General features: G+C 58.2%; 24 protein-coding genes and 1 other RNA gene. 21 read left to right on the plus strand and 4 right to left on the minus strand.

The annotated features are described in order from the left end of the window. Positions 1–906 precede the first annotated feature (906 nt). The 6 genes from HNR55_RS03325 (at position 907) to HNR55_RS16870 (ending at position 5,052) form a co-directional block, all read left to right on the plus strand. Positions 907–1,491 (plus strand): recombinase family protein, encoded by a 585-nt coding sequence (locus HNR55_RS03325; protein WP_166111374.1) that lies wholly within the window; start codon positions 907–909, stop codon positions 1,489–1,491. A 249-nt stretch (positions 1,492–1,740) separates the two neighbouring features. After that, a complete protein-coding gene (locus tag HNR55_RS03330; protein WP_166111377.1) occupies positions 1,741–2,358 on the plus strand; it encodes a TadE/TadG family type IV pilus assembly protein in 618 nt (205 codons plus the stop codon). Next, positions 2,358–2,906 carry a TadE/TadG family type IV pilus assembly protein gene (locus HNR55_RS03335; protein WP_166111380.1) on the plus strand — a complete coding sequence of 183 codons (549 nt, stop codon included), beginning with the start codon at positions 2,358–2,360 and terminating at the stop codon, positions 2,904–2,906. The genes HNR55_RS03330 and HNR55_RS03335 overlap by 1 nt, the downstream gene beginning before the upstream one ends. A gap of 12 nt (positions 2,907–2,918) precedes the next feature. Then, a complete protein-coding gene (locus HNR55_RS03340; protein ID WP_166111383.1) occupies positions 2,919–4,346 on the plus strand; it encodes a TadE/TadG family type IV pilus assembly protein in 1,428 nt (475 codons plus the stop codon). Between the two features lie 311 nt (positions 4,347–4,657). Then, entirely contained in the window at positions 4,658–4,801 is a 144-nt protein-coding gene (locus HNR55_RS16865; RefSeq protein WP_253545104.1) for a DNA-3-methyladenine glycosylase I, read from the plus strand. An 8-nt stretch (positions 4,802–4,809) separates the two neighbouring features. Further along, positions 4,810–5,052 (plus strand): DNA-3-methyladenine glycosylase I, encoded by a 243-nt coding sequence (locus HNR55_RS16870; protein ID WP_253545106.1) that lies wholly within the window; start codon positions 4,810–4,812, stop codon positions 5,050–5,052. Here HNR55_RS16870 and HNR55_RS03350 read toward each other — a convergent pair. Next, complete coding sequence (locus HNR55_RS03350) at positions 4,972–5,166, minus strand: hypothetical protein (protein WP_166111338.1); 195 nt, start codon at positions 5,164–5,166, stop codon at positions 4,972–4,974. The two genes, HNR55_RS16870 and HNR55_RS03350, sit on opposite strands and share 81 nt — an antisense overlap. A gap of 390 nt (positions 5,167–5,556) precedes the next feature. Between HNR55_RS03350 and rplU the strand changes: the two genes are divergently transcribed. The 4 genes from rplU (at position 5,557) to proB (ending at position 8,501) form a co-directional block, all read left to right on the plus strand. Beyond that, the gene (gene rplU / locus HNR55_RS03355; RefSeq protein ID WP_025826492.1) at positions 5,557–5,871 is read left to right on the plus strand and encodes a 50S ribosomal protein L21; all 315 of its coding nucleotides are present in this window, start codon (positions 5,557–5,559) and stop codon (positions 5,869–5,871) included. Positions 5,872–5,921: 50 nt separating this feature from the next. Further along, the gene (gene rpmA / locus HNR55_RS03360; RefSeq protein WP_166111386.1) at positions 5,922–6,191 is read left to right on the plus strand and encodes a 50S ribosomal protein L27; all 270 of its coding nucleotides are present in this window, start codon (positions 5,922–5,924) and stop codon (positions 6,189–6,191) included. A gap of 105 nt (positions 6,192–6,296) precedes the next feature. Continuing rightward, positions 6,297–7,313 (plus strand): GTPase ObgE, encoded by a 1,017-nt coding sequence (obgE, locus tag HNR55_RS03365; RefSeq protein ID WP_086645573.1) that lies wholly within the window; start codon positions 6,297–6,299, stop codon positions 7,311–7,313. Between the two features lie 57 nt (positions 7,314–7,370). Continuing rightward, positions 7,371–8,501 (plus strand): glutamate 5-kinase, encoded by a 1,131-nt coding sequence (gene proB / locus HNR55_RS03370; protein WP_166111389.1) that lies wholly within the window; start codon positions 7,371–7,373, stop codon positions 8,499–8,501. A 54-nt stretch (positions 8,502–8,555) separates the two neighbouring features. Here the strand turns inward: proB and HNR55_RS03375 are convergent, their stop codons facing one another. After that, positions 8,556–9,218 (minus strand): hypothetical protein, encoded by a 663-nt coding sequence (locus tag HNR55_RS03375; protein WP_166111392.1) that lies wholly within the window; start codon positions 9,216–9,218, stop codon positions 8,556–8,558. 42 nt (positions 9,219–9,260) lie between these two features. Beyond that, positions 9,261–9,521, minus strand: coding sequence for a DUF2312 domain-containing protein (locus tag HNR55_RS03380; protein ID WP_086645576.1), 261 nt, complete (start codon positions 9,519–9,521; stop codon positions 9,261–9,263). Positions 9,522–9,782: 261 nt separating this feature from the next. Between HNR55_RS03380 and zwf the strand changes: the two genes are divergently transcribed. Then, the gene (gene zwf / locus HNR55_RS03385) at positions 9,783–11,255 is read left to right on the plus strand and encodes a glucose-6-phosphate dehydrogenase (protein ID WP_166111395.1); all 1,473 of its coding nucleotides are present in this window, start codon (positions 9,783–9,785) and stop codon (positions 11,253–11,255) included. Then, positions 11,252–11,704, plus strand: coding sequence for a hypothetical protein (locus tag HNR55_RS03390; RefSeq protein ID WP_166111398.1), 453 nt, complete (start codon positions 11,252–11,254; stop codon positions 11,702–11,704). Before zwf ends, HNR55_RS03390 begins: the two co-directional genes overlap by 4 nt. Positions 11,705–11,736: 32 nt before the next feature. Here HNR55_RS03390 and HNR55_RS03395 read toward each other — a convergent pair whose 3' ends face one another. Next, positions 11,737–12,801: an alpha/beta hydrolase gene (locus HNR55_RS03395; RefSeq protein WP_166111401.1), complete on the minus strand. Its 1,065-nt coding sequence runs from the start codon at positions 12,799–12,801 to the stop codon at positions 11,737–11,739. Between the two features lie 96 nt (positions 12,802–12,897). Between HNR55_RS03395 and rnpB the strand changes: the two genes are divergently transcribed. From rnpB to murD, 9 genes are all read left to right on the plus strand, one after another. After that, an RNA gene (gene rnpB / locus HNR55_RS03400) (RNase P RNA component class A) lies at positions 12,898–13,310 on the plus strand. Between the two features lie 317 nt (positions 13,311–13,627). Then, complete coding sequence (gene mraZ, locus HNR55_RS03405; RefSeq protein ID WP_166111404.1) at positions 13,628–14,107, plus strand: division/cell wall cluster transcriptional repressor MraZ; 480 nt, start codon at positions 13,628–13,630, stop codon at positions 14,105–14,107. Positions 14,108–14,110: 3 nt separating this feature from the next. After that, positions 14,111–15,130: a 16S rRNA (cytosine(1402)-N(4))-methyltransferase RsmH gene (rsmH, locus tag HNR55_RS03410; RefSeq protein ID WP_166111407.1), complete on the plus strand. Its 1,020-nt coding sequence runs from the start codon at positions 14,111–14,113 to the stop codon at positions 15,128–15,130. After that, on the plus strand, positions 15,127–16,116 hold the full coding sequence (gene ftsL / locus HNR55_RS03415; protein WP_166111410.1) for a cell division protein FtsL: 990 nt from the start codon (positions 15,127–15,129) through the stop codon (positions 16,114–16,116). Before rsmH ends, ftsL begins: the two co-directional genes overlap by 4 nt. Positions 16,117–16,147: 31 nt before the next feature. Then, positions 16,148–18,202: a peptidoglycan D,D-transpeptidase FtsI family protein gene (locus HNR55_RS03420; RefSeq protein ID WP_166111413.1), complete on the plus strand. Its 2,055-nt coding sequence runs from the start codon at positions 16,148–16,150 to the stop codon at positions 18,200–18,202. Then, complete coding sequence (locus HNR55_RS03425) at positions 18,199–19,668, plus strand: UDP-N-acetylmuramoyl-L-alanyl-D-glutamate--2,6-diaminopimelate ligase (RefSeq protein WP_166111416.1); 1,470 nt, start codon at positions 18,199–18,201, stop codon at positions 19,666–19,668. The genes HNR55_RS03420 and HNR55_RS03425 overlap by 4 nt, the downstream gene beginning before the upstream one ends. Beyond that, entirely contained in the window at positions 19,665–21,104 is a 1,440-nt protein-coding gene (locus tag HNR55_RS03430) for a UDP-N-acetylmuramoyl-tripeptide--D-alanyl-D-alanine ligase (protein ID WP_166111419.1), read from the plus strand. Before HNR55_RS03425 ends, HNR55_RS03430 begins: the two co-directional genes overlap by 4 nt. Beyond that, positions 21,105–22,199 carry a phospho-N-acetylmuramoyl-pentapeptide-transferase gene (gene mraY, locus HNR55_RS03435; RefSeq protein ID WP_166111422.1) on the plus strand — a complete coding sequence of 365 codons (1,095 nt, stop codon included), beginning with the start codon at positions 21,105–21,107 and terminating at the stop codon, positions 22,197–22,199. It begins immediately after the preceding gene. Continuing rightward, on the plus strand, positions 22,196–23,611 hold the full coding sequence (murD, locus tag HNR55_RS03440) for a UDP-N-acetylmuramoyl-L-alanine--D-glutamate ligase (RefSeq protein WP_166111425.1): 1,416 nt from the start codon (positions 22,196–22,198) through the stop codon (positions 23,609–23,611). The genes mraY and murD overlap by 4 nt, the downstream gene beginning before the upstream one ends. Positions 23,612–23,615: the final 4 nt, after the last annotated feature.

Below are 23,615 nucleotides of genomic sequence, written 5' to 3' on the forward strand. Positions count from 1 at the left end.
GCTTTTTTGCTACAATTTGCGACAAACGCTAAAATCCTACGCAGATGGGAGCAGGGTCTGTTCGCCATGGATATCGCAAAAATGGCGAAGAATCCGAAGACGAAAGAGCCGGAATTTACTATCGCGGCCCGGCTCAATATGAAGTCAAAATCCAGCGTAAAGGCGTGGCTATAAACCACACATTCGATACCTTTGCCGACGCTCTCCAGTTCAAACCGACGACTGTCAGTAAAATCGACGGTGACACATTCATCGACAAGACCCGGGAGAAGCAGACGACGCTACGCGCCTTGAAATGCAAGGACGTCCACGAGACTCATATCTACATCCCCCGATCCACAAACAGCTCTGCCCGCGATGTGCCTCGTGCCAGTGCCGCTTCGGCTTGCATCCACGCTACGCGAAGCACCACCTCACCGACTGGATGGCTGGGTTTTTGGCGATCCTGATGCAGATAGTGGCGGATTCACGACATGGTATGTCCAGTCTCATTATCATGCGCCAACAAAGCGTGTCGGCCTGACTGGAGAATTGACCTTCCATACTCTACGCCATGTCGGATGCACCAGCCTTACTCCGTTGCAACGCAATTGCTTCGAACTGGCAAAGACCACCAGACACAATGCATGTTGATGCGGCATAACAACCCCAGCACTGTTGAGCGTGTCGCACAGATCAGTGCGCAGAAAAGGGCATTGGCGGCGGGGTGATGGGAGCAACGCCATCGCGCATCCCGGCGGAACTGGGGCATACCCTCACCCTCTGCCAAGCCCCCTCCAATCTTTCGGAACCGTTAAAAGACGCTCATCAAACCCCTGTTTCGACTCAAAAAGGGTGGTTTTTGAACATCTGGCTGGCATATCCAGAAGCACCGAAAATTGCGGATCGAAAACGGGGTTTATGACGATGCAGCGCTATGGCTACACACGAGTATCTACAAATGAGCAGACAAACGATCCGCAGGTCATCGCATTGAAGCGTGAAGGTCTCTCCGATGATATGATCGTCAGAGACATAATTTCAGGTGGGGTTCCCGCGCTATCTCGTCCAGGAATGTCCTCTTTACTTCAATTACTACAACCCGGAGACAGCCTGATTGCCGCCAAACTGGATCGTCTGGGACGGGACACCCTGGATGTGATTGGTCTGATCCGGACACTCAATAAACGTAGTATCAATCTTAGGATTCTGAATATTGGCGTCGAAACAAATACACCGAATGGCCAGCTATTCCTGACAATTCTGGCTGGTTTTGCCGAGTTTGAGAGGGAGATCATCAGGGAGAGAACGGTCGCTGGTCTGGAGGCCGCGCGGGCAGCAGGGAAACGGCTTGGCAGGCGGCCGAAACTGACAGATCGTCAGAGAAATCATGTTTTGACAATGTCGGCGGCGGGGCAGAACAACGGTCAAATCGCTGATATCTTAGGCGTTTCCGTTTCGACAATCCAGCGCATAACGGCCCAAAACACTCTTCAAAAATCCGCTTTTTGAACACTTAATGTCGCGGAAACAAGATGAGAGCTTGACCGGAATCCGAAAACCACGGATTCTGCTCATTGCAATCAGTGTAGCGCGGCGTGAGAAGGATTTCATATTTCCGGAACACGCTGCACTCTTTTAAGAGAGGCAGCAAATGAACGCATTTGATTTGAAGAAATGTCGCTTTATCGCGTTATCCATGATTACGCACAAAAGCTTACGCTTACCTGTTACGTAAGCATAAAAGTAAGATATATTACAATGAACATTTTTTTTCCATTTACCACCATGGCTCGTAGATTCATAAAGCCGCTAGGAAGCCGTGGGGTAGCTGCGATTGAGTTTGCTATTGTTGGCCCTATCGCCCTATTTTTGCTTCTTAATGTATTTTTGTGCGCTGTCTTGTATTTCTATCAAATGGGGTTGACGTCTGCAGCAAATTACACTGCGCGTCAGGTTATTACTGGGCAAGCAGCCTGCCTGCAAAGTCAAACCTCTTCTGGAGCCTCTCAGCCAGTATGTAATCAATCTTCATCTGGTCAGGGGAGTAGCCCCCTCAGCATCCGACAAGATATTTGTGCGAATGGGCTACCAATATTTATGTCATGCGCGAACCTGATTATAAAAATACAACACTCAGAAACTGCAAATTCTGCAAACTTCATTCAGAGTATAGGTCAACCGCAAGAATTAATGGATATTGGCGGTGCGGGAGATTTTATATTTGTAACACTGTATTATACTATTCAAATTCCGTTATTTTATCCTCTATTTAATCAAACCATGCAGTCTTATTTTATGCAAGGGCTTGGCTTTTCCAGAATGAGTAACGCTACAATGATCATCTCTGCTGTGGCCGCAAAATCGGAGTCATTTTAATGCTTGCTTTAAAAGGCTTCCGTTCAAGGGAAAATAATAAAAAAGGTTCTATATCCATAGAGTTTGCATTGTTGCTGCCTCTCATGATTGCTTTTTTTATGGGAACGGCAAGTTTAATGAATATTATATCTTGCTATCAAAAAGTGCATATAACTGCTCGTAGCATTGCCGATATGGTTGCCCAGAACAGTAATTCAACGATTAGCGCCAGTGATGTTGATAGTATCTTAAATACTGGAGTTTTAACGCTATGGCCATTCGATATGTCTCAGGCGCACATTACAGTGACGTCTTTTGTACAAGAAAATGAAGGTGTGCCAAAAGTTCTGTGGAGCCGCGGCTCTGAACCACGCAGTAAGAATTCAACATACCCAGTATTGGATGGATTTTCTACACAGAGAAATACATCTTTTATTTATTCAGAAGTGGAATTTAACGACCAAAATATCGTGTTTTCTATTCTTAATATGATAAATCCATCGCTATTGTCAGCAGATATAACCATGACTCCGAGAAATGTTGATGTTATTGACTGTTCTGGTTGCTAAAAGTTTAAATAAATGAAAAAAATCATTCAAGATAATCGCGGCGGTGTAGCTATTTTATTTGCATCGATAGGTTTTTTATTATTGGTAGCAACAGGAATAGCTGTAGATTACGGTCGCGCAATGAGCAGCAAGACACGACTTGATGCTGCGGCTGACTCTGTTGCGTTGTTTGCCGTCTCTCGCAGCCAGATGAACGTTGACGGTTCTGGTGCTACAGTTGGTGCTCAAGCAGTACAAATTTTTCTCGATGAAACTAAAACTTTTGTAGAAAGAAATAGTGTTACGATCACAAGTGTAACACCTCAATTTACACAGAAAACGGATAGCGTATGGGAGTTTAGACTTTCATACACAGCATTATCAAAGAATTATTTTACTCAAATATTCGGCCCAAACCTTGTAAGTTTTCCTATTCATGGGCAATCACAAACGCATAACGAGCGTGCGCCAAACACGGATTTTTATTTCTTGCTTGACACCTCAATGTCGATGGCCTTTCCAACCACGCAAGCTGGGTTGCAATATGTTGCGCAACAAAATGGTAATGGTTGCACTTTTGCTTGTCATTATGGCAGTTCGTCATCAATCGATAGTTATGACTTGGCAAAGGCAAATAACTATCCTTTGCGTATTGATGAAGAAATTAAAGCACTTACTCAAGCCGCAGCAGCAGCTGAATCGGCTTCCGCTAAAAATAGAGCGACTTATCGTTTTGCAGTTTATCAGTTCAATGCACAAGAAACGTGGGACGATGCTTCCATGCAGAGCCTACTGCAAGCTTGGACCGTTGGTGTAAATATTGATGCGGTAACCATGCAAAAGCGAAAAGATTGGATTGCACAACAGCAACGTGCTCTTGTTAGTGACCTTGATACAAATTTAGATAATGTCATAGCAAAAGCAAATACTATACAGTTGGCACGTTATGCTTCGGACAATTGTCCTGTAGATAATACATGTAGCAGTCCATTTTCAGATTACCATACGTCTAGCAATAATGCTTTTATTCAAATGAATAAGATTATACCAACGCCTGGGACAGGTTTTCCGGGAAGTCAACCTCAAAATATTTTATTTGTAGTGACTGACGGGATGAGGGATGAGCATCAGTCATACGATGATAGCGGGACGTTGGTAGCTGGTGCACGTGATGCGAATGGATACATGTCAGGCGGTTCTTTCAATCCAGTTTACTGTGACAATATCAAAAACAAGGGAACCAGAATTGCAATTTTGTATACAAAATATTTACCAGAAAGTGTTGGCACAGATTGGTGGTCACTTACATACGCTGTGCCATTTATTCCTAATATCGAACCGGCATTGCAAGCATGTGCTTCTCCGGGTCTGCTCATTGAAGTCTCAACTGGTGATGACATTGGTCAGGCTTTAGCTGCGCTGTTTAACAAAGCTCTTGCAACGGCGGTGATACAAAAATAAATTAATGAAAACAGTTTTTCACTTAACCTGATCATATAACGATCATGGAATGTAGTGAGTTATGCTTTAGTCGGTATCGTACGTTACAAATGAACGCAGACAAACCCTTTGTTGCGGTTTACCATGATGCCGAGTGGGGTGTTCCTGTAAAGGACATCCGGGCGTTGTGAGACGTGTTGGTGCTTGATGGGTTTCCGACTGGGCGCTCTTGATTGACAGTTTTGAAGCGTCGAGAAGGTTTTTTACACACGTTCGCAGGTTTGGTGCCCTAGCTGGTTGCCTGCTTTACGCAACAAAACGTTGAGCGTTTAATGCTTGGCTCTGGTATTATTCACTCTCACACTGAAATTGAGGCTACACTCGGTAACGCTCACGCTCATTTGGCAATGGAGCGGCAGGGAGAGGGCTTTACCGAGTTTGTATGGAGTATGGTGCCTAACCCGCCTATATCTTAACAGGGTAGGTGCTTACACAGTCGCCAGAATCGGTTGCATTATTTAAATTACTTAAAAAGCGGAGGCTTACATTTGTTGGCCCTGTGATTGTTTATGCATGGATGCAGAGCATTGAATTGGTTGATGACCATGCCCCAAGCGGGCACGGGCCTGATTCTTCTGGTTTCTTTTTACTCGCCTGCAGTTGCTCTCCTTTCATTGCCCTGAGCCAGAATCATTCTCCCCTGAACCGTCTTTGGAGCTACTTTTGAAGCACCACCGACGGCCACCTCGGATTCCAGTTTCTGCACCATCTCCCGTTTTGCGTCAGGATTTGCCAGTCGTGCGGCATCGCGCTGACGGTCACGTTCACTTTGCAGCAGCATGTGCGCCGCTTCACGACCCAAGAATTTTGCGTCGTCGCGTTTTTCGTCGCGGTCCTATGCGCCCTGCCGCTCGACGCGTGATGCATAGCGCCATGGCTCTCTTCACCTGATCTGGCCTTGGCAGGCATGGCGTGAGGTCCTGCGGTTTGATGCCGGATTTATCCACTGGCAAAGAGCGTAATCGGGCTACCTTCCAGCCTCCCGCCAAAATTACGCCTGAGCGCAAGTTCTTTGTTGACGTGACGGCGAGTCTGCCAGTAAAAGCCCCGCTAATCCACGCAGATGGAAGCATGCCGTGCAAAGTTGCGGCCAAAGAATAAAAAGCGAGCTGATTTTTCGCCTGTGCCCAGGGTGCCGCGAGGGTCAAGAGATCGGAAAGAGAGACAGTTTATGTTCGCAGTTATCCGCACTGGCGGCAAACAGTACCGGGTTGAGCCCAACATGGTGCTGAAGGTTGAAAAGCTGGAAGTCGAAGCCGGCTCCACCATCACCTTTGATGACGTTCTGGCCGTTGGCGGCGAGAGCGGCACGACCATTGGCGCTCCCACAGTTGCTGGCGCAAAGGTAACGGCTACCGTTATCGCTCAGGACCGCCTCAAGAAGGTCATCATCTTCAAGAAGCGCCGTCGGCAGAACAGCCGCCGCAAAAACGGCCACCGTCAGCCGGTTACCGTTCTGCGCATTCAGGAAATTAACGCCGCCTGATTTCCCTTTGGGGAAACAACAGGCCGGTTAGACCACGGAGGACTTAGGTCATGGCACAAAAAAAAGCTGGCGGTTCATCCCGTAACGGGCGCGATAGCGCCGGACGCCGCCTTGGTGTAAAAAAGTTTGGTGGCGAGCAGGTTCTTGCTGGCAACATTATCATTCGCCAGCGTGGCACAAAGGTAAAGGCTGGCGTGAACGTTGGCGTTGGCCGCGACCACACGCTGTTTGCTCTGGTTCCCGGCAGTGTGCGTTTTGAACGCCGTGCAGAAGGCCGCGTCCACGTTTCTGTTGATGCGCTGCCCCTCGCAGCCGAATAAGCAGGCTGGGTTTTTCCAGCCTACGTTTTAGCGTAGCTGGAACGCAAAACAGGGCCGGGCCGGAAGGTTCGGCCCTTTTTCGTGTTCCGGGCCGGAAGGTATGTCATGAAGTTTCTAGATCAGGCTAAAATCTACGTTCGCTCAGGCGACGGTGGAGATGGTGTGACAGCCTTCCGTCGGGAAAAATACATCGAATTCGGTGGCCCCGATGGCGGCAATGGCGGCCGTGGTGGGGATATCATATTCGAAGCCGTGCCCAACCTGAACACGCTGATCGATTTTCGGTACACCCAGCATTTCCGTGCCCGCAAGGGTGGCAATGGTGCTGGCTCGGACCGCACGGGCGCCGCCTCCCCCGCTGTTGTCATCAAAGTGCCCATTGGCACCCAGATCATGGATGATGACCGCGAAACCCTGCTGGCCGATCTGGACGAAGCAGGTAAGCGCGTCACCCTGTGCCGTGGGGGGGATGGCGGGTTTGGCAATGCCAACTACAAAAGCAGCACCAACCGCGCCCCCCGCCGCTCGGACAAGGGCTGGCCGGGCGAAGAGCGCTGGGTATGGCTGCGCCTTAAACTGATTGCCGATGTCGGGCTCGTGGGCCTGCCCAATGCTGGCAAATCCACCTTCCTGTCCGTTGTCTCCGCAGCGCGCCCAAAAATTGCCGACTACCCCTTTACCACCCTGCACCCCCAGTTGGGCGTTGTGCGCCTGTCCATGACCGAAGAGTTTGTGGTGGCGGACATTCCGGGGCTGATCGAAGGGGCCCATGAAGGCACGGGGCTGGGCGACCGCTTTCTGGGCCACGTGGAACGCTGCGCCGTGCTGCTGCACCTGATTGATGGCGCCGCAGGCAACGTGGTGGACACATGGCGCACCATCCGCCACGAACTGGCGGCCTATGGGGGCGGTCTGGCCGAAAAACCGGAAATTATTGCCCTGAACAAGACAGACGCCATGACCCCGCGTGAGGCATCTGCCCGCCGGGCGGCACTGCAAAAAGCCAGCGGTGCCCCTGTGCTGCTGATCTCCGCCGCAACACGGCAGGGTGTGCCGGAACTGTTGCGCCTGTTGCAGGATAAAGTAACGGCTTCCCGCAAGGACGCACAGGACCAGTCCTGACCCACCAACCCGCAATGCCATAGCTGGAGGGGGCCTTGTCCCCCAACGGATGAGCCCATGACCACAGACAGCCCCCGCCCCTCACTCCTGCACGCAAAACGGCTGGTTATCAAAATCGGCAGTGCTCTGGTTGTGGACCCGCAAAAAGCCGCTCCACGGCAGGAGTGGCTGGCCAGCGTTGCCGCAGATATAGCGGTTTTACGCAAACAGGGGGTGGCGGTGAGCGTTGTGTCCTCCGGGGCCATAGCACTGGCACGGCATACGCTGGGGCTTGCAGGGGGGCCGCTGCGGCTGGCGGAAAAACAGGCCGCAGCAGCCGTGGGCCAGATCAGCCTTGCCCAGGCATGGAGCCACGCCCTTTCCGCCCACGGGCTGACAGCCGCCCAACTGCTGCTAACCCCCGAAGATACAGAAGACCGCAAGCGCTACCTGAACGCCCGCGCCACCTTGAATACCCTGCTGGAACTGGGGTGTGTGCCGGTGATTAACGAGAACGACACCATTGCCACAGCCGAGATCCGCTTTGGGGATAACGACCGGCTGGCTGCCCGCGTAGCGCAGATGACCGATGCGGACCAGCTTGTGCTGCTCTCCGATATTGACGGGCTGTACACAGCCGACCCACGCACCAACCCCAATGCGCAGCACCTGCCGGTTATTGAAGCCCTGACGCCCGAGATCGAGGCTATGGGAGGGGAACCGCCACCGGGCTATTCCTCAGGCGGCATGCGCACCAAACTGCTGGCGGCCAATATTGCCACACGCTCGGGCTGCGCCATGGCCATTGCCATTGGCAAAACCATGCACCCGCTTCAGGCTCTTATGGATGGTGCGCGCTGCTCATGGTTCCTGCCCCAGAGCAACGGGCATACGGGCCGCAAGCAGTGGATTGCTGGCAGCCTGAACCCCACGGGGGAAATCAAGGTGGATGCGGGGGCCGCCGAAGCCCTGCGCAAAGGCGGGTCCCTGCTCCCTGCGGGCGTTCTGCACGTACAGGGCAACTTTACGCAGGGTGATCTGGTGGAGGTGGTGGATGCCAGCGGGCGCATACTGGCCCATGGCCTTGCCGCCTATGATGCAGACGATGCACGCCGCATAGCTGGGCACCATTCAAGCGAGACCGCCAGCATTCTGGGCTGGCAGGGGCGTGATGAGATCATCCACCGTGATGACCTTGTGATGGTCTGACACAGCAGGCCCAAAGTCACCACGAGGCTACCCCCCCGCAGCACCCCAATGTTGTTATGGTTTGTTGCGGGAGGGAAAATGCAGCACAGGCTCGGCCCGGCCTGTGTGGTCATCGTAACGCGTACTGGATGTGACAGAATGGGTCCGCCCCCCTTCCCGCGAGAAGTCGGGCCGATAGGCTTCCTGATTAGCGTCCGGCGCTCTCTGGCGGCGCTGGGTTTCCACACTTTTTCCTGGCTGCCCGTCTTCCTCCTCATGCCAGGGCATGCGCCTGACCGGAGAAGACTTGTAGGGGTCGGAGTCCATGGAAGGGGCCGGAGGGGCTTCCTGCCGGGCCTCGTAAGCATCCGACACCCTTGGAGCCCGCAGTTCCGCAAAAACGGGTACGCTGCGTGGGGTGGCTGATTTTTCCACCACAGGGGAGCGTACTTCCTCCACTACGGGCCTGTCCTCGCTCTCCGCGCGGCGGGTAAAGGGGAGTGGAGGTTCCGCTCCATACCCTACATACCCGTCCGGCGCCCCGTTGCCCTGCATGGCGCGCGCGCGCAGTTCCGCCTGAAGCTCCTCCAGTTGGAGGGAAAGTTCAGCCAGCCTGCCTTTGACGCCAAAAACGGCAAAAGGCATCATCATGAACGCAAGCCCGAACACAATGCCCACCGCCAGAACCAGCAACTGGCCCCATAGCGGCACCCATTCGGGAAAAGACAATGTCATCATCAAAAGCCGTCCCGACCCTGTGTTGCGCCTGCGTGGATGATCTTACATGCCCAGCGCACGACGGTAGATGTCCAGCAGGGTTTCCTGCTCTTCCACTTCCGAAGGCTCCTGTTTCCGCTGGCGGATAATCTGGCGAATGACCTTAACATCAAACCCGGCGGATTTAGCCTCGGTAAAAATGTCCTTTATGTCGCCTGCCAGCGCCTTACGCTCTTCTTCGAGCCGTTCAACCCGCTCGATAATGCTTCTCAGACGGTCTGCGGCAATGCCGCCTACTGCTGCGTCTTCTTGTTCGCCATCCATGTTCGGCTCCCTTTGTTGCGCATCGTATCTCAGACGCAGAAATACGGAAGACCAAAAACCCGTATCCTGCTGCTTGCCAAAGGCGCGGGCTTATCGTGCCGTGTCCACGGGGTCAATGATCACACACCATTCTAACCCTTGCAAACGCGTCCCGAGCCTTCCATAAGCGGAGCAGCCTTTGTGCGCTGTGGCGTTACAGCGCCTGCAAACGCCTTTATTGACGGCGGCCCTGCCCACCACCCTTGCGGGAATGTTTTTTCCATGGCTCTGGTCAATCACACGGGACCTTTTGACTTTGTTATTTTTGGCGCAACGGGCGACCTGTCGCGCCGCAAGCTGCTTCCTGCCTTTTTGCGCCGCTTCCATGCGCAGGAATTCAGCGACGATGCGCAGATCATCTGCATCGCCCGCACGGAGCTGAACACGGAGCAGTTCCGTGAGCAGACCGAAGCCGCCCTGCGCGAATTCGCCCCCGAAAGCGCACAGGACGAACAGACCCTGCGCCATTTTCTGAGCCTGCTGACCTATATTACGCTCGATGCGCTCAAACCCGGCGGGGACTGGCAGACGCTTGACACCCTGCTGAGCGACAACGATCGACCCCGCGTTTTTTATCTGGCCACCGCTCCAGCACTTTATTCCCCGCTCTGCGAGGCACTGGCCCGGCATAACCTGATTAACCAGCACTCCCGCGTGGTGCTGGAAAAACCCATTGGCGTTAATCTGGGCACCGCACGCGCCATCAATCAGGGTGTGGGGCAGTTCTTCCCCGAAGAGTCCATTTACCGGATTGACCATTATCTGGGTAAGGAAGGAGTGCAGAACATTCTGGCCCTGCGCTTTGCCAACCCCGCACTGGAAAAACTGTGGTCATCCGAGGCCATAGCCCATGTGCAGATCACCGCGGCAGAAACCGTGGGGGTGGGCAGCCGTGGCTCCTATTACGATGAATCGGGCGCTCTGCGCGACATGGTGCAAAACCACCTGTTGCAGGTCCTGTGCATGGTGGCCATGGACGCCCCGGCCTCCCTCGGCTCCGATGATCTGCGCAACGAAAAGCTGAAAGTGCTCAACGCCCTGCGTCCCATGACGCCGGACATGGTGCGCCGCAACGTTATTCGCGGGCAGTACGTGGCAGGCGAGATCAAACGTCAGGACGTACCCGGCTATAACGAGGATCTGGGCACCGGCCGCGCCAGCAACACGGAAACCTTTGTCGCCATCCGCACCAAAATCCGTACCGCGCGCTGGGGGCATACCCCTTTCTACCTGCGTACCGGCAAGCGGCTGGCGACCAAGACCACTGAAATTGTCATCCAGTTCCGCCCGCAGGTGTGGCCGATCTTTACCAACATGCCCTCTCCGGGGCGGCTGGTGATCCGCATAGCCCCGCGTGAGGAACTCTCATTTGTCATGGCGGTGCGCGACCCCGGCGCAGGCGGGTTCCGCGTGCGCAATGCCACACTTGGCATGTCTTACGAAAATGCCTTTTCGGTCACGTATCAGGACTCGTACGAGCGCCTTCTGCTTGATGCCGTACGCGGAGACCCCGCCCTGTTCATCCGCCGGGACGAGGTTGAAGCGTCATGGCAGTGGATTGAACCCATTCTCAACTCATGGCGGCATGCCATGACCCCGCTGGAACCCTACCCGGCGGGAAGCTGGGGCCCTGCCTCCACCCGCTCCCTGCTGGCCCGCGATGGCGCCCTGTGGCACGAAGATATGCTGACATGACAGACACCAACACACCCGCCCCCAAACCCAAACGTGGCCCCTTTGCCCAGCGGACGTTGCGCCAGCATGTCCTGCGCAGGCTGGCACTGGTGCTGCCGCTTACGCTGCTCATGATCGTTCTGGCCAAAAGCGGCATACTGGAGCGTCTGGTGGACCGGTACACGTTTTCGGCCCAGAGCTGGTATGATGATACGGCTCTGGTCCAGCACCTGCGGCTCAAGGTCACCCAGAACGGCATGACGCATGACAGGCCAGACTGCCTGCTGTTTGTTGTCAACGGGAATGACCAGCCCACCGCATCACGCATTGACGTGATGGAAAAAAGCACCGGCACATGCCCAGCCCCCAAGGGTGAACTGCCCAAGCTGTTCACACTCAAGGTGGACCGCATGAACCGGATTGTCCTCTCCGACCAAGGCTCCCCCGGCCAGTTCCACCCTATTCCCTGAGCGGAGCGCTCCCTGCGCCCCAGCACCGGGCCTTACGCGCTGGCTGCAAAAGCCTTGCGTAAGGCGCGCCCCCCAAGGCGGAGTGCTGCCTTGCCGTGGGGCATAAGCGCGTAAAAATTAAGAAACGCATGCAGGGTTCCCGGGTAGCAGCGGTACAGCACCGGCACCCCGGCCCGTTTGAGGGCTGAGGCATAGGCCTGCCCTTCGTCCCGCATGGGGTCACATGCCGCCGTAACAATAACGGCCGGGGCCAGCCCGCCCAGATCAGCCGTGTGGCCGGGCACAAAGTGCGGGTGTGTCCAGTCCTCCTCCCGCTGGATGTATTGAGCAGCATACCACTCCATGGAGCGACGGGAGAGAAAATACCCGTCTTCGTATGTAGACTGCGACGGCAGGTTATTACGCCCGTAAAGCGAGGGATAATACAGCAGTTGCAAGGCCGGGTTGGGGCACAGGCCTGCCCGGCCGTTCTGCGCCAGTACGGCGGCAAGGTTCCCTCCCGCGCTATCCCCCGCAACTGCCACCTGCCCGCCCCAGTGCCGGGCGGAGGCCCCCGCCAGCCAGACCAGTGCCGCACGGGAGTCTTCCACCGCTGCGGGAAAAGGGTTTTCGGGCGCCAATGCGTAATCGGGCAGCAGCACCGCCGCACCCGATGCCCGCGCAAGACGGCAGCATATGCCGTGGTGGGAGTTAAGGCCGCAATGCACAAACCCACCCCCATGCAGATACAGCACCGCCCCGCGTACCCGCCCATGCGGGATGTAAAGCCGTGCCGCCAATGGCCCCGTTGCCCCCGGCACCTGCACACGCACCACCCTGCGCAGCGGCAGGGCGGACAGACGCTGGGGAAAAGAGGGCGTGTCCATTGCCTTGCGCAGTATTTTTAGAAAATGCTGCTGCTCTGGCAGTGTCGCCACAGGCTGTGCCTGTGCTTGTGCCCCACCCTGCCCCTGAGCACTGCTGTTCTGCCCTGCTCCCTTCTTGGGTAAGCGTTTTTTACGGCGCTCCTGCCAGCGGATCAGCCCGAGCAGCACGCGCGAGGGCAGGTTGGGCCGGAGCGGGGTTGAAGCGGACGTGGGGACCATAAAATCAGACATATGTGCATGATGTGCGCTCTTGCCCGTTCCTGCCAAGAGCGCTTTTCCACCACAAAGCCCTTGACCTGCGCCAGCCGCCAACGCAGGGTGCGCGGGCCAGACGGTCGGACGGTCGCTGTTATGCGTTTTTGCGCATGATGGAGGAAAGTCCGGGCTCCACGGGAAGAACGGTGCCGGTTAACGACCGGCGAGGGTGACCTTAGGGAAAGTGCCACAGAAAACAGACCGCCTTCCGGGTTCCATGCCATGGGAAACCATGGGACGGGCTGGAGGTAAGGGTGAAACGGTGCGGTAAGAGCGCACCGCTCCGCTGGCAACAGGGGAGGCACGGCAAACCCCACCGGGAGCAAGACCGAATAGGAACGGCAGAAACCTTAGGGTTTCGGGGGTTCTCCCGCCCCGTCGTTCGGGTTGGTCGCGTGAGGCATGTTGCAAGACATGTCCCAGAGGAATGATCGTCCAGGCCCTTTTGGGCTAGACAGAACCCGGCTTACAGACCGTCTGGCATTTTTCTCCCCTCTTTTCCCGCGCACAAAGCTGGGTACGCGTGGGCTTTTGCATGCCCTTTTTACTACAAAAGAACATAACATGAACGAATAATGTCTTCTCCACGCCCGATTCTACGCAATCAATACATTCGCGCGACTCTCCAACAAAGTATGAATACTTTATAAACGGCGGTTTTCTGCTGTTTTTTCTTCGCTTTTAATTTGCGTCCCATGCTATCCCATGCTATCCCACGGCAGACCATAAAAGTGGTTGCGGTCCCATGTTCCCCGCCCTCCAAGGAACAGAAACCATTGGCTCAAAAGGACTTCTGAACTTCGTGAGTGTGTTCCTCGGCACGCATGAAAATCGATTCGACGCAAAAGGACGCGTCTCGATTCCTGCTGGGTTCCGCTCCGTTCTCAAGTCACAGCAGAAGGAAGGCGATGCGCTGGTGATTCTCCGCCCGTCCCATACGCTGCCCTGCATTGAGGCATGGCCAGCCGTGGCCTTTGCCCGCCTGACCGAGCCACTGGACCGGCTGGACATGTTCTCCGACGAGCATGACGACCTTGCCGCCGCCATTTACGCCGATGCCTACCCCATGGACCCTGACCGTGAAGGCCGCCTGATGCTGCCCGACTTTCTGCGCGAACATGCCGGGTTGCAGGACGTCTCCACCGCCGCATTCATGGGGGTTGGCCGCATCTTTCAGATCTGGGAACCCGAGGCTGCGCGCCTGCGCCGGACCGAAGCACGCCAGAAGTCCCGCCGTGTCACCATTCCCGCGGCATCGCAGACCAGCCAGAGGGAAGACTAGGCCATGAACGCGCTCCCACTTCCCTCCGCCATCAAGCCCCCCAGCAGCGGGCATGTGCCCGTCATGCTTGATGAGGTGCTGCACTATCTGGCTCCCACCCGTGGTGAGGCCATTCTGGACTGCACCTTTGGCGGGGGCAGCTATAGCTGCGCCATTTTGAACACGGCGGAATGCACCGTCTGGGCCATAGACCGCGACCCGGACGCCATAGCCCGTGGGCAGGTCCTGTGCGCCGAAATGGAAAAAGTGGAAGGCCGCTCACGCCTGCATATGCTGGCAGGCAGTTTTGGCCACATGGCCGAACTGGCGGAGCAGGCCCATGCCCCCCGTTTTGATGGCATTGTCATGGACCTTGGCGTGTCCTCCTTCCAGATTGATGAGGCCGAACGTGGCTTCTCCTTCCGGTTTGACGGGCCGCTGGACATGCGCATGGCCAGACAGGGCCGCAGTGCAGCCGACATCATCAACACCGCCCCCGAGGCGGAACTGGCCGATATTTTCCATTTTTATGGGGAAGAACGCCACGCCCGCCGTGTGGCCCGCGCCGTTGTGGCCGCACGGGCGGAAGCCCTGCTCCACACCACGCTGCAACTGGCCGAAGTCATCCGGAGTGTGGTGCCGCAGGACCGCTCGGGCATTGACTCCGCAACCCGCAGCTTTCAGGGCCTGCGGATTGCCGTGAATGATGAACTGGGCGAAATCGAACGTGGGCTGGAACAGGCCCTCACCCTGTTAAATGACGGTGGACGGCTTGTTGTTGTCTCCTTCCATTCGCTGGAAGACCGGCTGGTCAAGCGCGCCATGCAGCGCGCTCTGGGCAAGGATGTCAGCTTTTCCCGCCATGACCCGCGCGCATCGCTCGCTCCGGCGGCCCCGGCGGCCTTTATGGGCCTGACTAGCAAGGCCATTCGTCCAAGCGATGCCGAATGCCGGGCCAACCCCCGTGCCCGCAGCGCCCGCCTGCGCGCCATGATGAAACGTCCTTCTCCATCCGCTTCTTTGACTAAAGGATTGAGTGCATGATCCCCCGCCCATTTACATGCTGCTGCGCTGTTCTGGCGATTGCATCGGGGTTTTTCCTTTACGCAAAGAAGCACCAGACAACCCTGCTGGACCAGCAGATTTCCGCCATTGTCAGCGAAACCGAACACGTGCGCGGGCAGACCGCCATGCTGCGGACGGAATGGGCGCTGGAAAACCAGCCAGAACGGCTCGCAGCCCTTGCCGTCAAACATGCGGCTTATCTTCAGTCCATGAACCCGACCCAGTTCGTGCGGATGGCAGACCTTGCGCAGCACCTGCCCGATGTGGTCCACGAACCCGTGCCCGTGGCGCAGGCCAGCACACCTGCCCAGACTGTACAGGCTGCTCAGGCTGCGCAGGGCAGCAAACCCGCAGCCCAGCCCTCCGCCGTTGCCAGCAGTAGTGCTCCGGCGCACCAGCCCCCATCACAGCCTGAGCGTGAACACACTCTGGCTGTAGCCGAGGCTGTTCCCACGCCTCCACACCCGCTGCCTGTGCGCGCCATACACCCGCGCCCGGTAACTGTTGCCATGGAAAGCCCGGCACAGGCCCCGCATGTTCTGGTTGCACCCGCACCGCTGCCGCCCCCGGTTGCACTGCATGATGCCCCCATTACCCGCGTAGCAGTAGCGCCCCGCCGCCAGCCCGTGCAGGTGGCCGATGCCCCCCGCCCCGGCCTGCACCAGAACCCGGCAACAGCCAGCGCGGATGATGCGGACACCTCTGCCTCCCGGCGTGCAACGCTGGCTACTGCCAGCCGGGCGGAAGCCATGGCCCCACGCCGTCTGGCCCAGAACAGTGATGATGTAGCACCTGTGCGCCACCCCCTGCCGGTAGCCGCCGCAAGCTGGCACCCTGTACGCGCACATAGAACACCCATGACAGAGGGTTATATGGAAGCCCGGGCAACTTCCGGTTATACGAACGGGTCCCTGCTGAGTCGCGGTGGCGACGCCCTGCCTGCCCCTGTTCCTGTAACCAACTGATTGTTTTGGCTGAAAGTCCTTCTGATACGATATGGTCGGCTCCCCACGCCATGATTCCGAAACAACACGCACAATCGGTGTAACGGGGGATGACCTGCGCGCCCGCGCGCACAGGGAAACAATGCATGTGCGGCTGCTGTGTGTGTCAGCCGGGTTTTGCGCGCTGTTTGCCTGCGTTGCCATCAAGCTGACAATAGCCACAGTACTGCACCCCATGGTGCCCGAGCAGCGCCAGATTGCACCACAGGTGCCCAAAATACCCAAAATCGACCCCAAGGGCAGTCTGGTGGGGGATTATGCTCTGCCGCAGGTCCACCGGGCCTCCATTGTGGACCGCAACGGGCAGACACTCGCCCTTTCCCTGCCGGTGGCGCAGGTTTACGCCAACCCGCAGGAACTGATCGACCCGGTTGACGTCGCCCACAGGCTCAAATCCGTCCTGCATGACCTGAACGAACCGGAAACCGCCGAGCGTTTGGCCCGGCACAAGCAGTTTGTGTACATCGCGCGCAACATTACGCCCCAGCAGGAACTGGCCATTAACAATCTGGGTATTCCCGGCATTTATTTTGAGCCGGGAGAACAGCGGCACTACCCGCTTGGCCACATGGCCGCCCAGATTATGGGGGCTGTGGATATTGATGATAACGGCATTGCCGGTGTAGAGCGCTTTTTTAACAAACGCCTGCTGGTGGACCGCAAGCCCCTCCGGCTCTCGCTGGATATTCGCGTGCAGTCCGCCGTGCGTGAAGAGGTCGCCGCCGCCAAGGATACATTTCAGGCCATTGGCGCATGCGGCATTGTCATGGATGTGCGCACGGGCGAAATTATCGCCATGGTCAGCCTGCCCGATTATGATGCCAACGAGTTTTCCCACGCCACAAACGACGAGCGGTTCAACCGCACCGTAACCGGGCTGTATGAGCCGGGCTCCACCTTCAAGCTGCAAACCACCGCCATGGGGCTGGAGACTGGCACCATTCATATATGGGACAGTTTTTCCTCCATTCCGCTCAGGATCGGGCGCTTTACCATCCGGGACATGAAGAACGACCATTTTGCCCCGTGGTTGTCCCTGCCCGAGGTCATGGCCTATTCCTCCAACCCTGCGGCAGCACATATCGCGCTGGATGTGGGCGGCAAGCGGCAGGCGGAATGGCTGCGTAACATGGGCTTTTTTGCCCCTGTGCCAGTGGAACTACCCGAAGCCGCCCGCCCGCTGATACCCCGCCAATGGGGCCTTGCCACAACCATGACCGTAGGGTTTGGCCACGGTGTGGCAGAACCTCCGCTGGCCATTGTGCGTGGCACGGCAGCCACGGTTAACGGTGGTATTCTGGTCACCCCCACCCTGCTGGCACAGGAAGACCCCACCCCTCCCGCGCCAGACGCCCTTGCCACCCCTGCGGAAGAACTCCAGCAGGGTGTGCAAAGTGCTGCCCTGCAGCAGACAGTACCCTCCCTGCCAATAGGTACCGGCGCCCCCATGCCCGAAGCCCCGGTTATTCCGCAGGGCGTGCGGGTTCTTTCCGAAAGCAATTCGGCCCTGCTGCGCAGGCTGCTCCGGCTGGACGTGACGCAGGGCACGGGGCGGACGGCTGAATCCCCGGGGTATTTTGTAGGCGGAAAAACCGGTACGGCAGAAAAAATCGGCCCGCATGGCGGCTACCTCAAACACGTCAATATTTCCGCCTTTACCAGTATTTTCCCCATGAACGCGCCACGCTACGCCGTGTACGTCATGCTGGACAGCCCACAGCCCACCCCCCAGACCCACGGCTGGACAACAGCAGGCTGGAACGCGGCCCCCACGGTCTCGCGCGTGATCTCACGCATTGGCCCCATGTTGCAGATTTTCCCCGATGTGGAGCACGCGGCCCAGATTGATGCCCAGCTGGCCATATCCATGCACCCGGCGGTGCCAAAGGGCGTTCGCCCTCTCGGTCCGGGGAACGACCCCGGAGACCCGCGCAAACTTGAGGCCGAACACCGCGCCACCCAGCAGGCAGAAAAACTGGCACGCAGCACGGCTGCGCATACTCTGGCAATCCGCAAAAAAACAGCAGGGGAGAACATGGACGAATGAGCACACGCCTCTCCACCCTGCTGCGCGCCCTTAACCTGAGCACCACCGCCACCGACCCGCATGTAAGCGCCATTACGGCCGATAGCAGGCAGGCAGGTCCGGGCGTTGTGTTTGCCGCACTCCCCGGTACGCGGGTGGATGGCCGCACCTATATTGCCGCAGCAGTGCAGCAGGGAGCAGCGGCTATTCTGGCCCCAACCGGCACATCCTGGCCAGAGGGTGTGCCAGAGCGGCCATTTGTCACCTGCCCCGACCCGCGCCACGTGCTGGCCCTTTGGGCCGCCGTGCTGGCGGGCCCACAACCAGCACATCTGGTTGCCGTAACAGGCACAAACGGCAAAACCAGCACAACCGACTTCCTGCGCCAGATCTGGGCATTGCAGGGCCACAAGGCGGCAGGTATTGGCACATTGGGGCTAACCGGGGCCGAGGGTACGGGAGTTACCTTCCCCCCCCTGACAACACCGGACCCGGTCGCACTGGCCAACGGGCTGGCCGCGCTGGAACGCGCGGGGGTGCATTACGCGGCACTGGAAGCATCGTCCCACGGGCTGGAACAGGGGCGGCTGGATGGGCTGCACCTCCAGGCCGCCGGGTTTACCAACCTCACCCGTGACCACATGGACTACCACGGCACCATGGCCGCTTATCGCACGGCCAAGCTGCGCCTGTTTGATACCCTGCTCCCCCAAGGGAGCATTGCCGCCGCCAATGCGGACATGGATGCCACAACACTTGATGCGCTGCATAACATTGCCAAGACCCGTAACCTGCACCTGCGCCTGACCGGCACCAACGGCACGACCCTGCGCCTGCTGGACTGCCAGGCCGTACCCGCCGGGCAGGAGCTACGCATAAGCTGCAACGGGCTGGTTAAAACCGTCATGCTCCCTCTGCCCGGGCGTTTTCAGGTCGATAACGCCCTGCTGGCTCTGGCTCTGGCCGTGCAGGACGAGGCCGCCTTACCCGCAGCACTGGACCTGCTGCCCGCTCTGGTCGGGGTACGCGGACGCATGGAACGCGCCGCCGTATTACCCAATGGTGCCAGTGCGTATGTGGATTATGCCCACACGCCAGATGCACTGGCCCGCCTGCTCTCCTCCTTACGGCCACATGCGCAGGGGCGACTGGTGGTGGTTTTTGGCGCAGGCGGGGACCGCGACAGGGGCAAACGCCCCCTTATGGCGCAGGCTGCTGCACATGGCGCTGATATTGCCATAATCACAGATGATAACCCCCGCTCGGAAGACCCCGCGCAGATCCGTGCGGAGGTCCGCGCGGGCGCGCCCGATGCGCTGGAAATCGGGGATCGCAGGCAGGCCATAACAGAGGCCCTGTCCATGCTTGAAGCAAAGGATGTGCTGGTGGTGGCAGGTAAAGGCCATGAACAGGGGCAGATTATAGGCACAACCGTGCTACCGTTTGATGATGCCGCGGTTATTCGCGCCGTCGTGGGGCAGTCATGACCGCCTTGTGGACCCGCACGGAACTGGAACAGGCAACGGGTGGGCATTTTCTGCCCGCAGCAGGCCCTTCTGCCCCCCTAGGCACACAGCCTGAAGCCCCTGCCAGAAGCCTGACTGATCAGGCCATAACCGGCATTTCCATCGACACACGCACCCTTGCCCCCGGTGATCTGTTTATTGCCCTTAAGGGCGATGCCAGCGATGGCCACGCCCATGTGCAGGCAGCACTGGACAAGGGAGCGGCATGCGCCATGGTGCATGCCGCAGACGGGCTGGCCGACCCGCGTGTGCTGGTGGTGGCCGATACAATGGCGGGCCTGCAACAGCTTGCCCTAGCTGCGCGGGCGCGTTTTACCGGCAAGGTGGTAGCCGTAACCGGCAGCGTGGGCAAAACCACCACCAAGGACATGCTGCGCCTGTGCCTGAGCGCCAATGGCCCGACCCATGCGGCCGTGGCCTCCTATAACAACCACTGGGGCGTGCCCCTGACCCTTGCCCGCCTGCCACGAGATGCAGCCTTCTGCATTAGTGAAATCGGGATGAACCACCCCGGCGAGATCCTGCCCCTTGCCCGCATGGTTTGCCCCGATGTGGCGGTGATTACCACCATAGGCTCCGCCCATCTGGGTCATATGGGGAGCCTGGACGCCATTGCTGCGGAAAAAGCCTCCATTATCACCACCCTGCCAGCCCATGGCGTGGCAGTGGTGCCCGATGATGCGCACGGTGCCTCTTTTTTTATTCAGGCCGCACAACAGGCCCACGCAATTCTGTGGCGCACGGGCTCCAGCCCAGACAGCACCGCGCATATGGGCTCTGTGCGCTCCGGGGCCGATGGCACGCAGTTTACGGCCAATATTGCAGGTGTAGAGGTGGCCGTGCATGTGCCAGCACCCGGCCTGCATCTGGCCCGCAACGCGCTGGCCGCACTGGCCGCCTGTGCAGCCCTTGGGGCCAACCTGCCCAAAGCGGCCACGGCGCTGCAAGGCTTTGCCCCCGGCAAGGGCCGGGGAGCGCTCAGCCACATTGCGGGGGGCGCCATAACCCTGCTGGACGAGAGCTATAACGCCTCTTCCGCCTCCATCCGCGCGGCATTGGACGTACTGCACCACCTGCCTGCCACCCGCCGCATTGCCATTCTGGGCGATATGCGCGAACTGGGAACATTCTCTACAACTGAACACGCAGCCCTTGCTCCAGTAGCGGCTGCTTCGGCCGATCTTGTTTTCTGCTGCGGACCCTACATGAAAACCCTTTTCGACGCCCTGCCCACCGCCAGACAGGGCGCATGGGCGGACAACGCCGCCGCCCTTGCTCCTCTGGCCTGTGCGGCCCTGCGCGGGGGAGATGCCGTGCTGGTCAAAGGCAGTCTGGGGAGTCGCATGCGCGATGTCATTGCAGCCCTTGAAACCCTTAACACCGTGGAGCCCATCTGAATGCTGTATCTACTGGTCTCTCACGCGGTGCATGACGGGCACATTACACTGCTCAACCTGCTGCGTTACATTTCCTTCCGGGCAGGTTGCGCCTTTATGACCGCACTGGGGATCAGCCTGCTTCTGGGCAGGCCGCTCATTACCATGCTGCGCCGCATCCAGCGTTACGGGCAGCCCATCCGCGCGGTTGGGCCTGAACGGCATCTGGTTGAAAAAGCCGGGACCCCCACAATGGGCGGCATGCTGATCCTGATCGCACTCACGGTAGCCACGCTGCTCTGGGGCAATCTGGAAAACGGGTTTGTATGGGCCGTGCTGCTGACAACACTGGGCTTTGGCCTGATTGGCTTTGCCGATGATTACCGCAAGCTGGCACGGCGCAACACGGATGGGCTTTCCAAACGGGCGCGCCTTGGCTCGGAATTTGCCATATCGCTCATATGCGGGGGATGGTTGCAGTATCTGATGCCGCCTGATCTGGCTAACCATCTGGCCTTCCCCTTTGCCAAGGAACTGCTGCTCCCCCTCGGCCTGCTCTACCCCGTGTTCGCCATGATCGTGATTACCGGCTTTGGCAATGCGGTCAATTTTACAGACGGGCTGGACGGGCTGGCCATTGGTCCCGTGGTGGTGGCGGCTCTGGTCTTTGCCATTCTGTCCTACGTGGTGGGCAACCATGTTTTTGCAGACTACCTTCAGGTCCACGCCGTGCCCGGCACGGGGGAACTGGCAGTGTTCTGCGCAGCCCTTGTTGGGGCCGGGCTAGGATTTTTGTGGTTTAACGCGCCACCTGCCGCCGTATTCATGGGGGATACGGGCTCGCTCTCTCTGGGTGGGGCGCTTGGCTCGCTGGCCGTTGCCATCAAGCACGAACTGGTGCTGTGCATTGTCGGCGGGCTGTTTGTGGTGGAAACACTCTCGGTCATTATTCAGGTGTTCTGGTACAAGCGCACGGGCCGCCGCGTGTTTCTTATGGCGCCCATCCACCACCATTTTGAAAAAAAGGGCTGGGCTGAACCCAAGATTGTCATCCGGTTCTGGATTGTTTCCATCGTGCTGGGCATGTGTGGTCTGGCCACGCTGAAACTGCGATGAGCACCTTCCCCCCCACTGTGTTTGCCGTGAAACGTTTTGCCGTGCTGGGCCTTGGCCGCAATGGCCTGCCCGCCGTGCAGACTCTGGCCGCATGTGGCGCGCATGTTCAGGCATGGGATGACGGAGAAGCCGGACGCCACGGCCTGACACAGGCTCTGGCCCACATGCCCCCCGAACAGGCTGCCCGCATCACCTGCGCCCCACTGGAGAATCTGGCGGGGTTTGACGCACTTGTTCTCTCCCCCGGTATTCCGCACCATCTGCCGCGTGTGCACCCGGTCGCCGCGCTGGCTATTGCAGCGGGTGTGCCCATTCTGTCCGATGCGGAACTGCTTTATTGCGCAGTCCGCGCAGCAGGCAGCAAGGCGCGCTTTGCAGGCATTACCGGCACCAACGGCAAATCCACCACTACCACCCTGCTGGCCCATATTCTGGAACAGGCGGGTGTGCCGGTTGCAGCCGGTGGCAACCTTGGCCCCGCAGCGCTGGCCCTGCCCCTGCTACCCGATAACGGCGTGTATGTGCTGGAAATGTCGTCCTACATGCTGGAGCGGCTGGACACCCTGCATTTTGATGCCGCCTGCCTGCTCAACCTGACCCCGGACCATCTGGACCGCCACGCAGGCATGGCCGGGTATGCGCAGGCCAAGCAGCGTGTGTTCGCGGGCCAGACAGCGCACGATATTGCCGTGATTGGCATTGACGATGCTGAATGCACCCGCATTGCCGGGCATCTGGCCCAGTCGGCCACACCCTGCGTAACCGTGTCCGGCACCAACCCTGCCGCCAGCTATTACGGCCGGGATGGCGCGGTCTGGCACAACAGCGCGGCACTGGCCACGCTGCCCCCTGCCCTGCCGGGTGCGCATAATGCCCAGAATGCGGCTGCCGCACTGGCCATGGCCCGTTTTCTGGGTATTGCGGATACCGTGGCAGCACAGGCCATTGCCTCCTTCCCCGGTCTGCCGCACCGGCAGAAGCTGGTTGAGACCTGCAACAACATTGCCTTCATAGATGACAGCAAGGCCACCAATGCCGATGCCTCCTCCCGCGCATTAGGGTGCTATGACCGGCTGGTATGGATTGCAGGAGGGATGGCCAAGGAAGGCGGGATAGAAAGCCTGAGCCCGTATTTTGGCCGTATCGCACATGCCTTCCTTATCGGGCGGGATGCAGCGGAGCTGGCGGCAACCCTTGCGCGCCACAACGTGCCCCATACCGTGGTGGAGACACTGGAAAAAGCAGTCCCTCAGGCCTACAGTCTTGCACAGCAGACCCATACGCCCGTTATCCTGCTCTCACCCGCCTGTGCGAGCTTTGACCAGTATGCCGGGTTTGAGGCACGCGGGCAGCATTTTCAGGCGTTGGCCCATGCTGTGCGCACGCAGCAGATGAGCACGACAGGGCAGTAGGACA

Source organism: Acetobacter lovaniensis (assembly GCF_014207635.1).
In the GTDB taxonomy this organism is placed as follows: Bacteria; Pseudomonadota; Alphaproteobacteria; order Acetobacterales; family Acetobacteraceae; genus Acetobacter; species Acetobacter lovaniensis.

What these genes read in the sequence shown, in the direction of transcription:
- proB (WP_166111389.1), top strand. Translation starts at nt 7,371, where the DNA reads ATGACCACAGACAGCCCCCGCCCCTCACTCCTGCACGCAAAACGGCTG.
- mraY (WP_166111422.1), top strand. Translation starts at nt 21,105, where the DNA reads ATGCTGTATCTACTGGTCTCTCACGCGGTGCATGACGGGCACATTACA.
- HNR55_RS03340 (WP_166111383.1), top strand. Translation starts at nt 2,919, where the DNA reads ATGAAAAAAATCATTCAAGATAATCGCGGCGGTGTAGCTATTTTATTT.
- rpmA (WP_166111386.1), top strand. Translation starts at nt 5,922, where the DNA reads ATGGCACAAAAAAAAGCTGGCGGTTCATCCCGTAACGGGCGCGATAGC.
- HNR55_RS16865 (WP_253545104.1), top strand. Translation starts at nt 4,658, where the DNA reads ATGCTTGGCTCTGGTATTATTCACTCTCACACTGAAATTGAGGCTACA.
- HNR55_RS03430 (WP_166111419.1), top strand. Translation starts at nt 19,665, where the DNA reads ATGACCGCCTTGTGGACCCGCACGGAACTGGAACAGGCAACGGGTGGG.
- HNR55_RS03420 (WP_166111413.1), top strand. Translation starts at nt 16,148, where the DNA reads ATGGTCGGCTCCCCACGCCATGATTCCGAAACAACACGCACAATCGGT.
- ftsL (WP_166111410.1), top strand. Translation starts at nt 15,127, where the DNA reads ATGATCCCCCGCCCATTTACATGCTGCTGCGCTGTTCTGGCGATTGCA.
- HNR55_RS03375 (WP_166111392.1), bottom strand. Translation starts at nt 9,218, where the DNA reads ATGATGACATTGTCTTTTCCCGAATGGGTGCCGCTATGGGGCCAGTTG.
- rsmH (WP_166111407.1), top strand. Translation starts at nt 14,111, where the DNA reads ATGAACGCGCTCCCACTTCCCTCCGCCATCAAGCCCCCCAGCAGCGGG.
- HNR55_RS03335 (WP_166111380.1), top strand. Translation starts at nt 2,358, where the DNA reads ATGCTTGCTTTAAAAGGCTTCCGTTCAAGGGAAAATAATAAAAAAGGT.
- HNR55_RS03330 (WP_166111377.1), top strand. Translation starts at nt 1,741, where the DNA reads ATGAACATTTTTTTTCCATTTACCACCATGGCTCGTAGATTCATAAAG.
- HNR55_RS03395 (WP_166111401.1), bottom strand. Translation starts at nt 12,801, where the DNA reads ATGTCTGATTTTATGGTCCCCACGTCCGCTTCAACCCCGCTCCGGCCC.
- HNR55_RS03350 (WP_166111338.1), bottom strand. Translation starts at nt 5,166, where the DNA reads ATGCTGCTGCAAAGTGAACGTGACCGTCAGCGCGATGCCGCACGACTG.
- obgE (WP_086645573.1), top strand. Translation starts at nt 6,297, where the DNA reads ATGAAGTTTCTAGATCAGGCTAAAATCTACGTTCGCTCAGGCGACGGT.
- HNR55_RS03390 (WP_166111398.1), top strand. Translation starts at nt 11,252, where the DNA reads ATGACAGACACCAACACACCCGCCCCCAAACCCAAACGTGGCCCCTTT.
- HNR55_RS03325 (WP_166111374.1), top strand. Translation starts at nt 907, where the DNA reads ATGCAGCGCTATGGCTACACACGAGTATCTACAAATGAGCAGACAAAC.
- HNR55_RS03380 (WP_086645576.1), bottom strand. Translation starts at nt 9,521, where the DNA reads ATGGATGGCGAACAAGAAGACGCAGCAGTAGGCGGCATTGCCGCAGAC.
- rplU (WP_025826492.1), top strand. Translation starts at nt 5,557, where the DNA reads ATGTTCGCAGTTATCCGCACTGGCGGCAAACAGTACCGGGTTGAGCCC.
- zwf (WP_166111395.1), top strand. Translation starts at nt 9,783, where the DNA reads ATGGCTCTGGTCAATCACACGGGACCTTTTGACTTTGTTATTTTTGGC.
- murD (WP_166111425.1), top strand. Translation starts at nt 22,196, where the DNA reads ATGAGCACCTTCCCCCCCACTGTGTTTGCCGTGAAACGTTTTGCCGTG.
- HNR55_RS03425 (WP_166111416.1), top strand. Translation starts at nt 18,199, where the DNA reads ATGAGCACACGCCTCTCCACCCTGCTGCGCGCCCTTAACCTGAGCACC.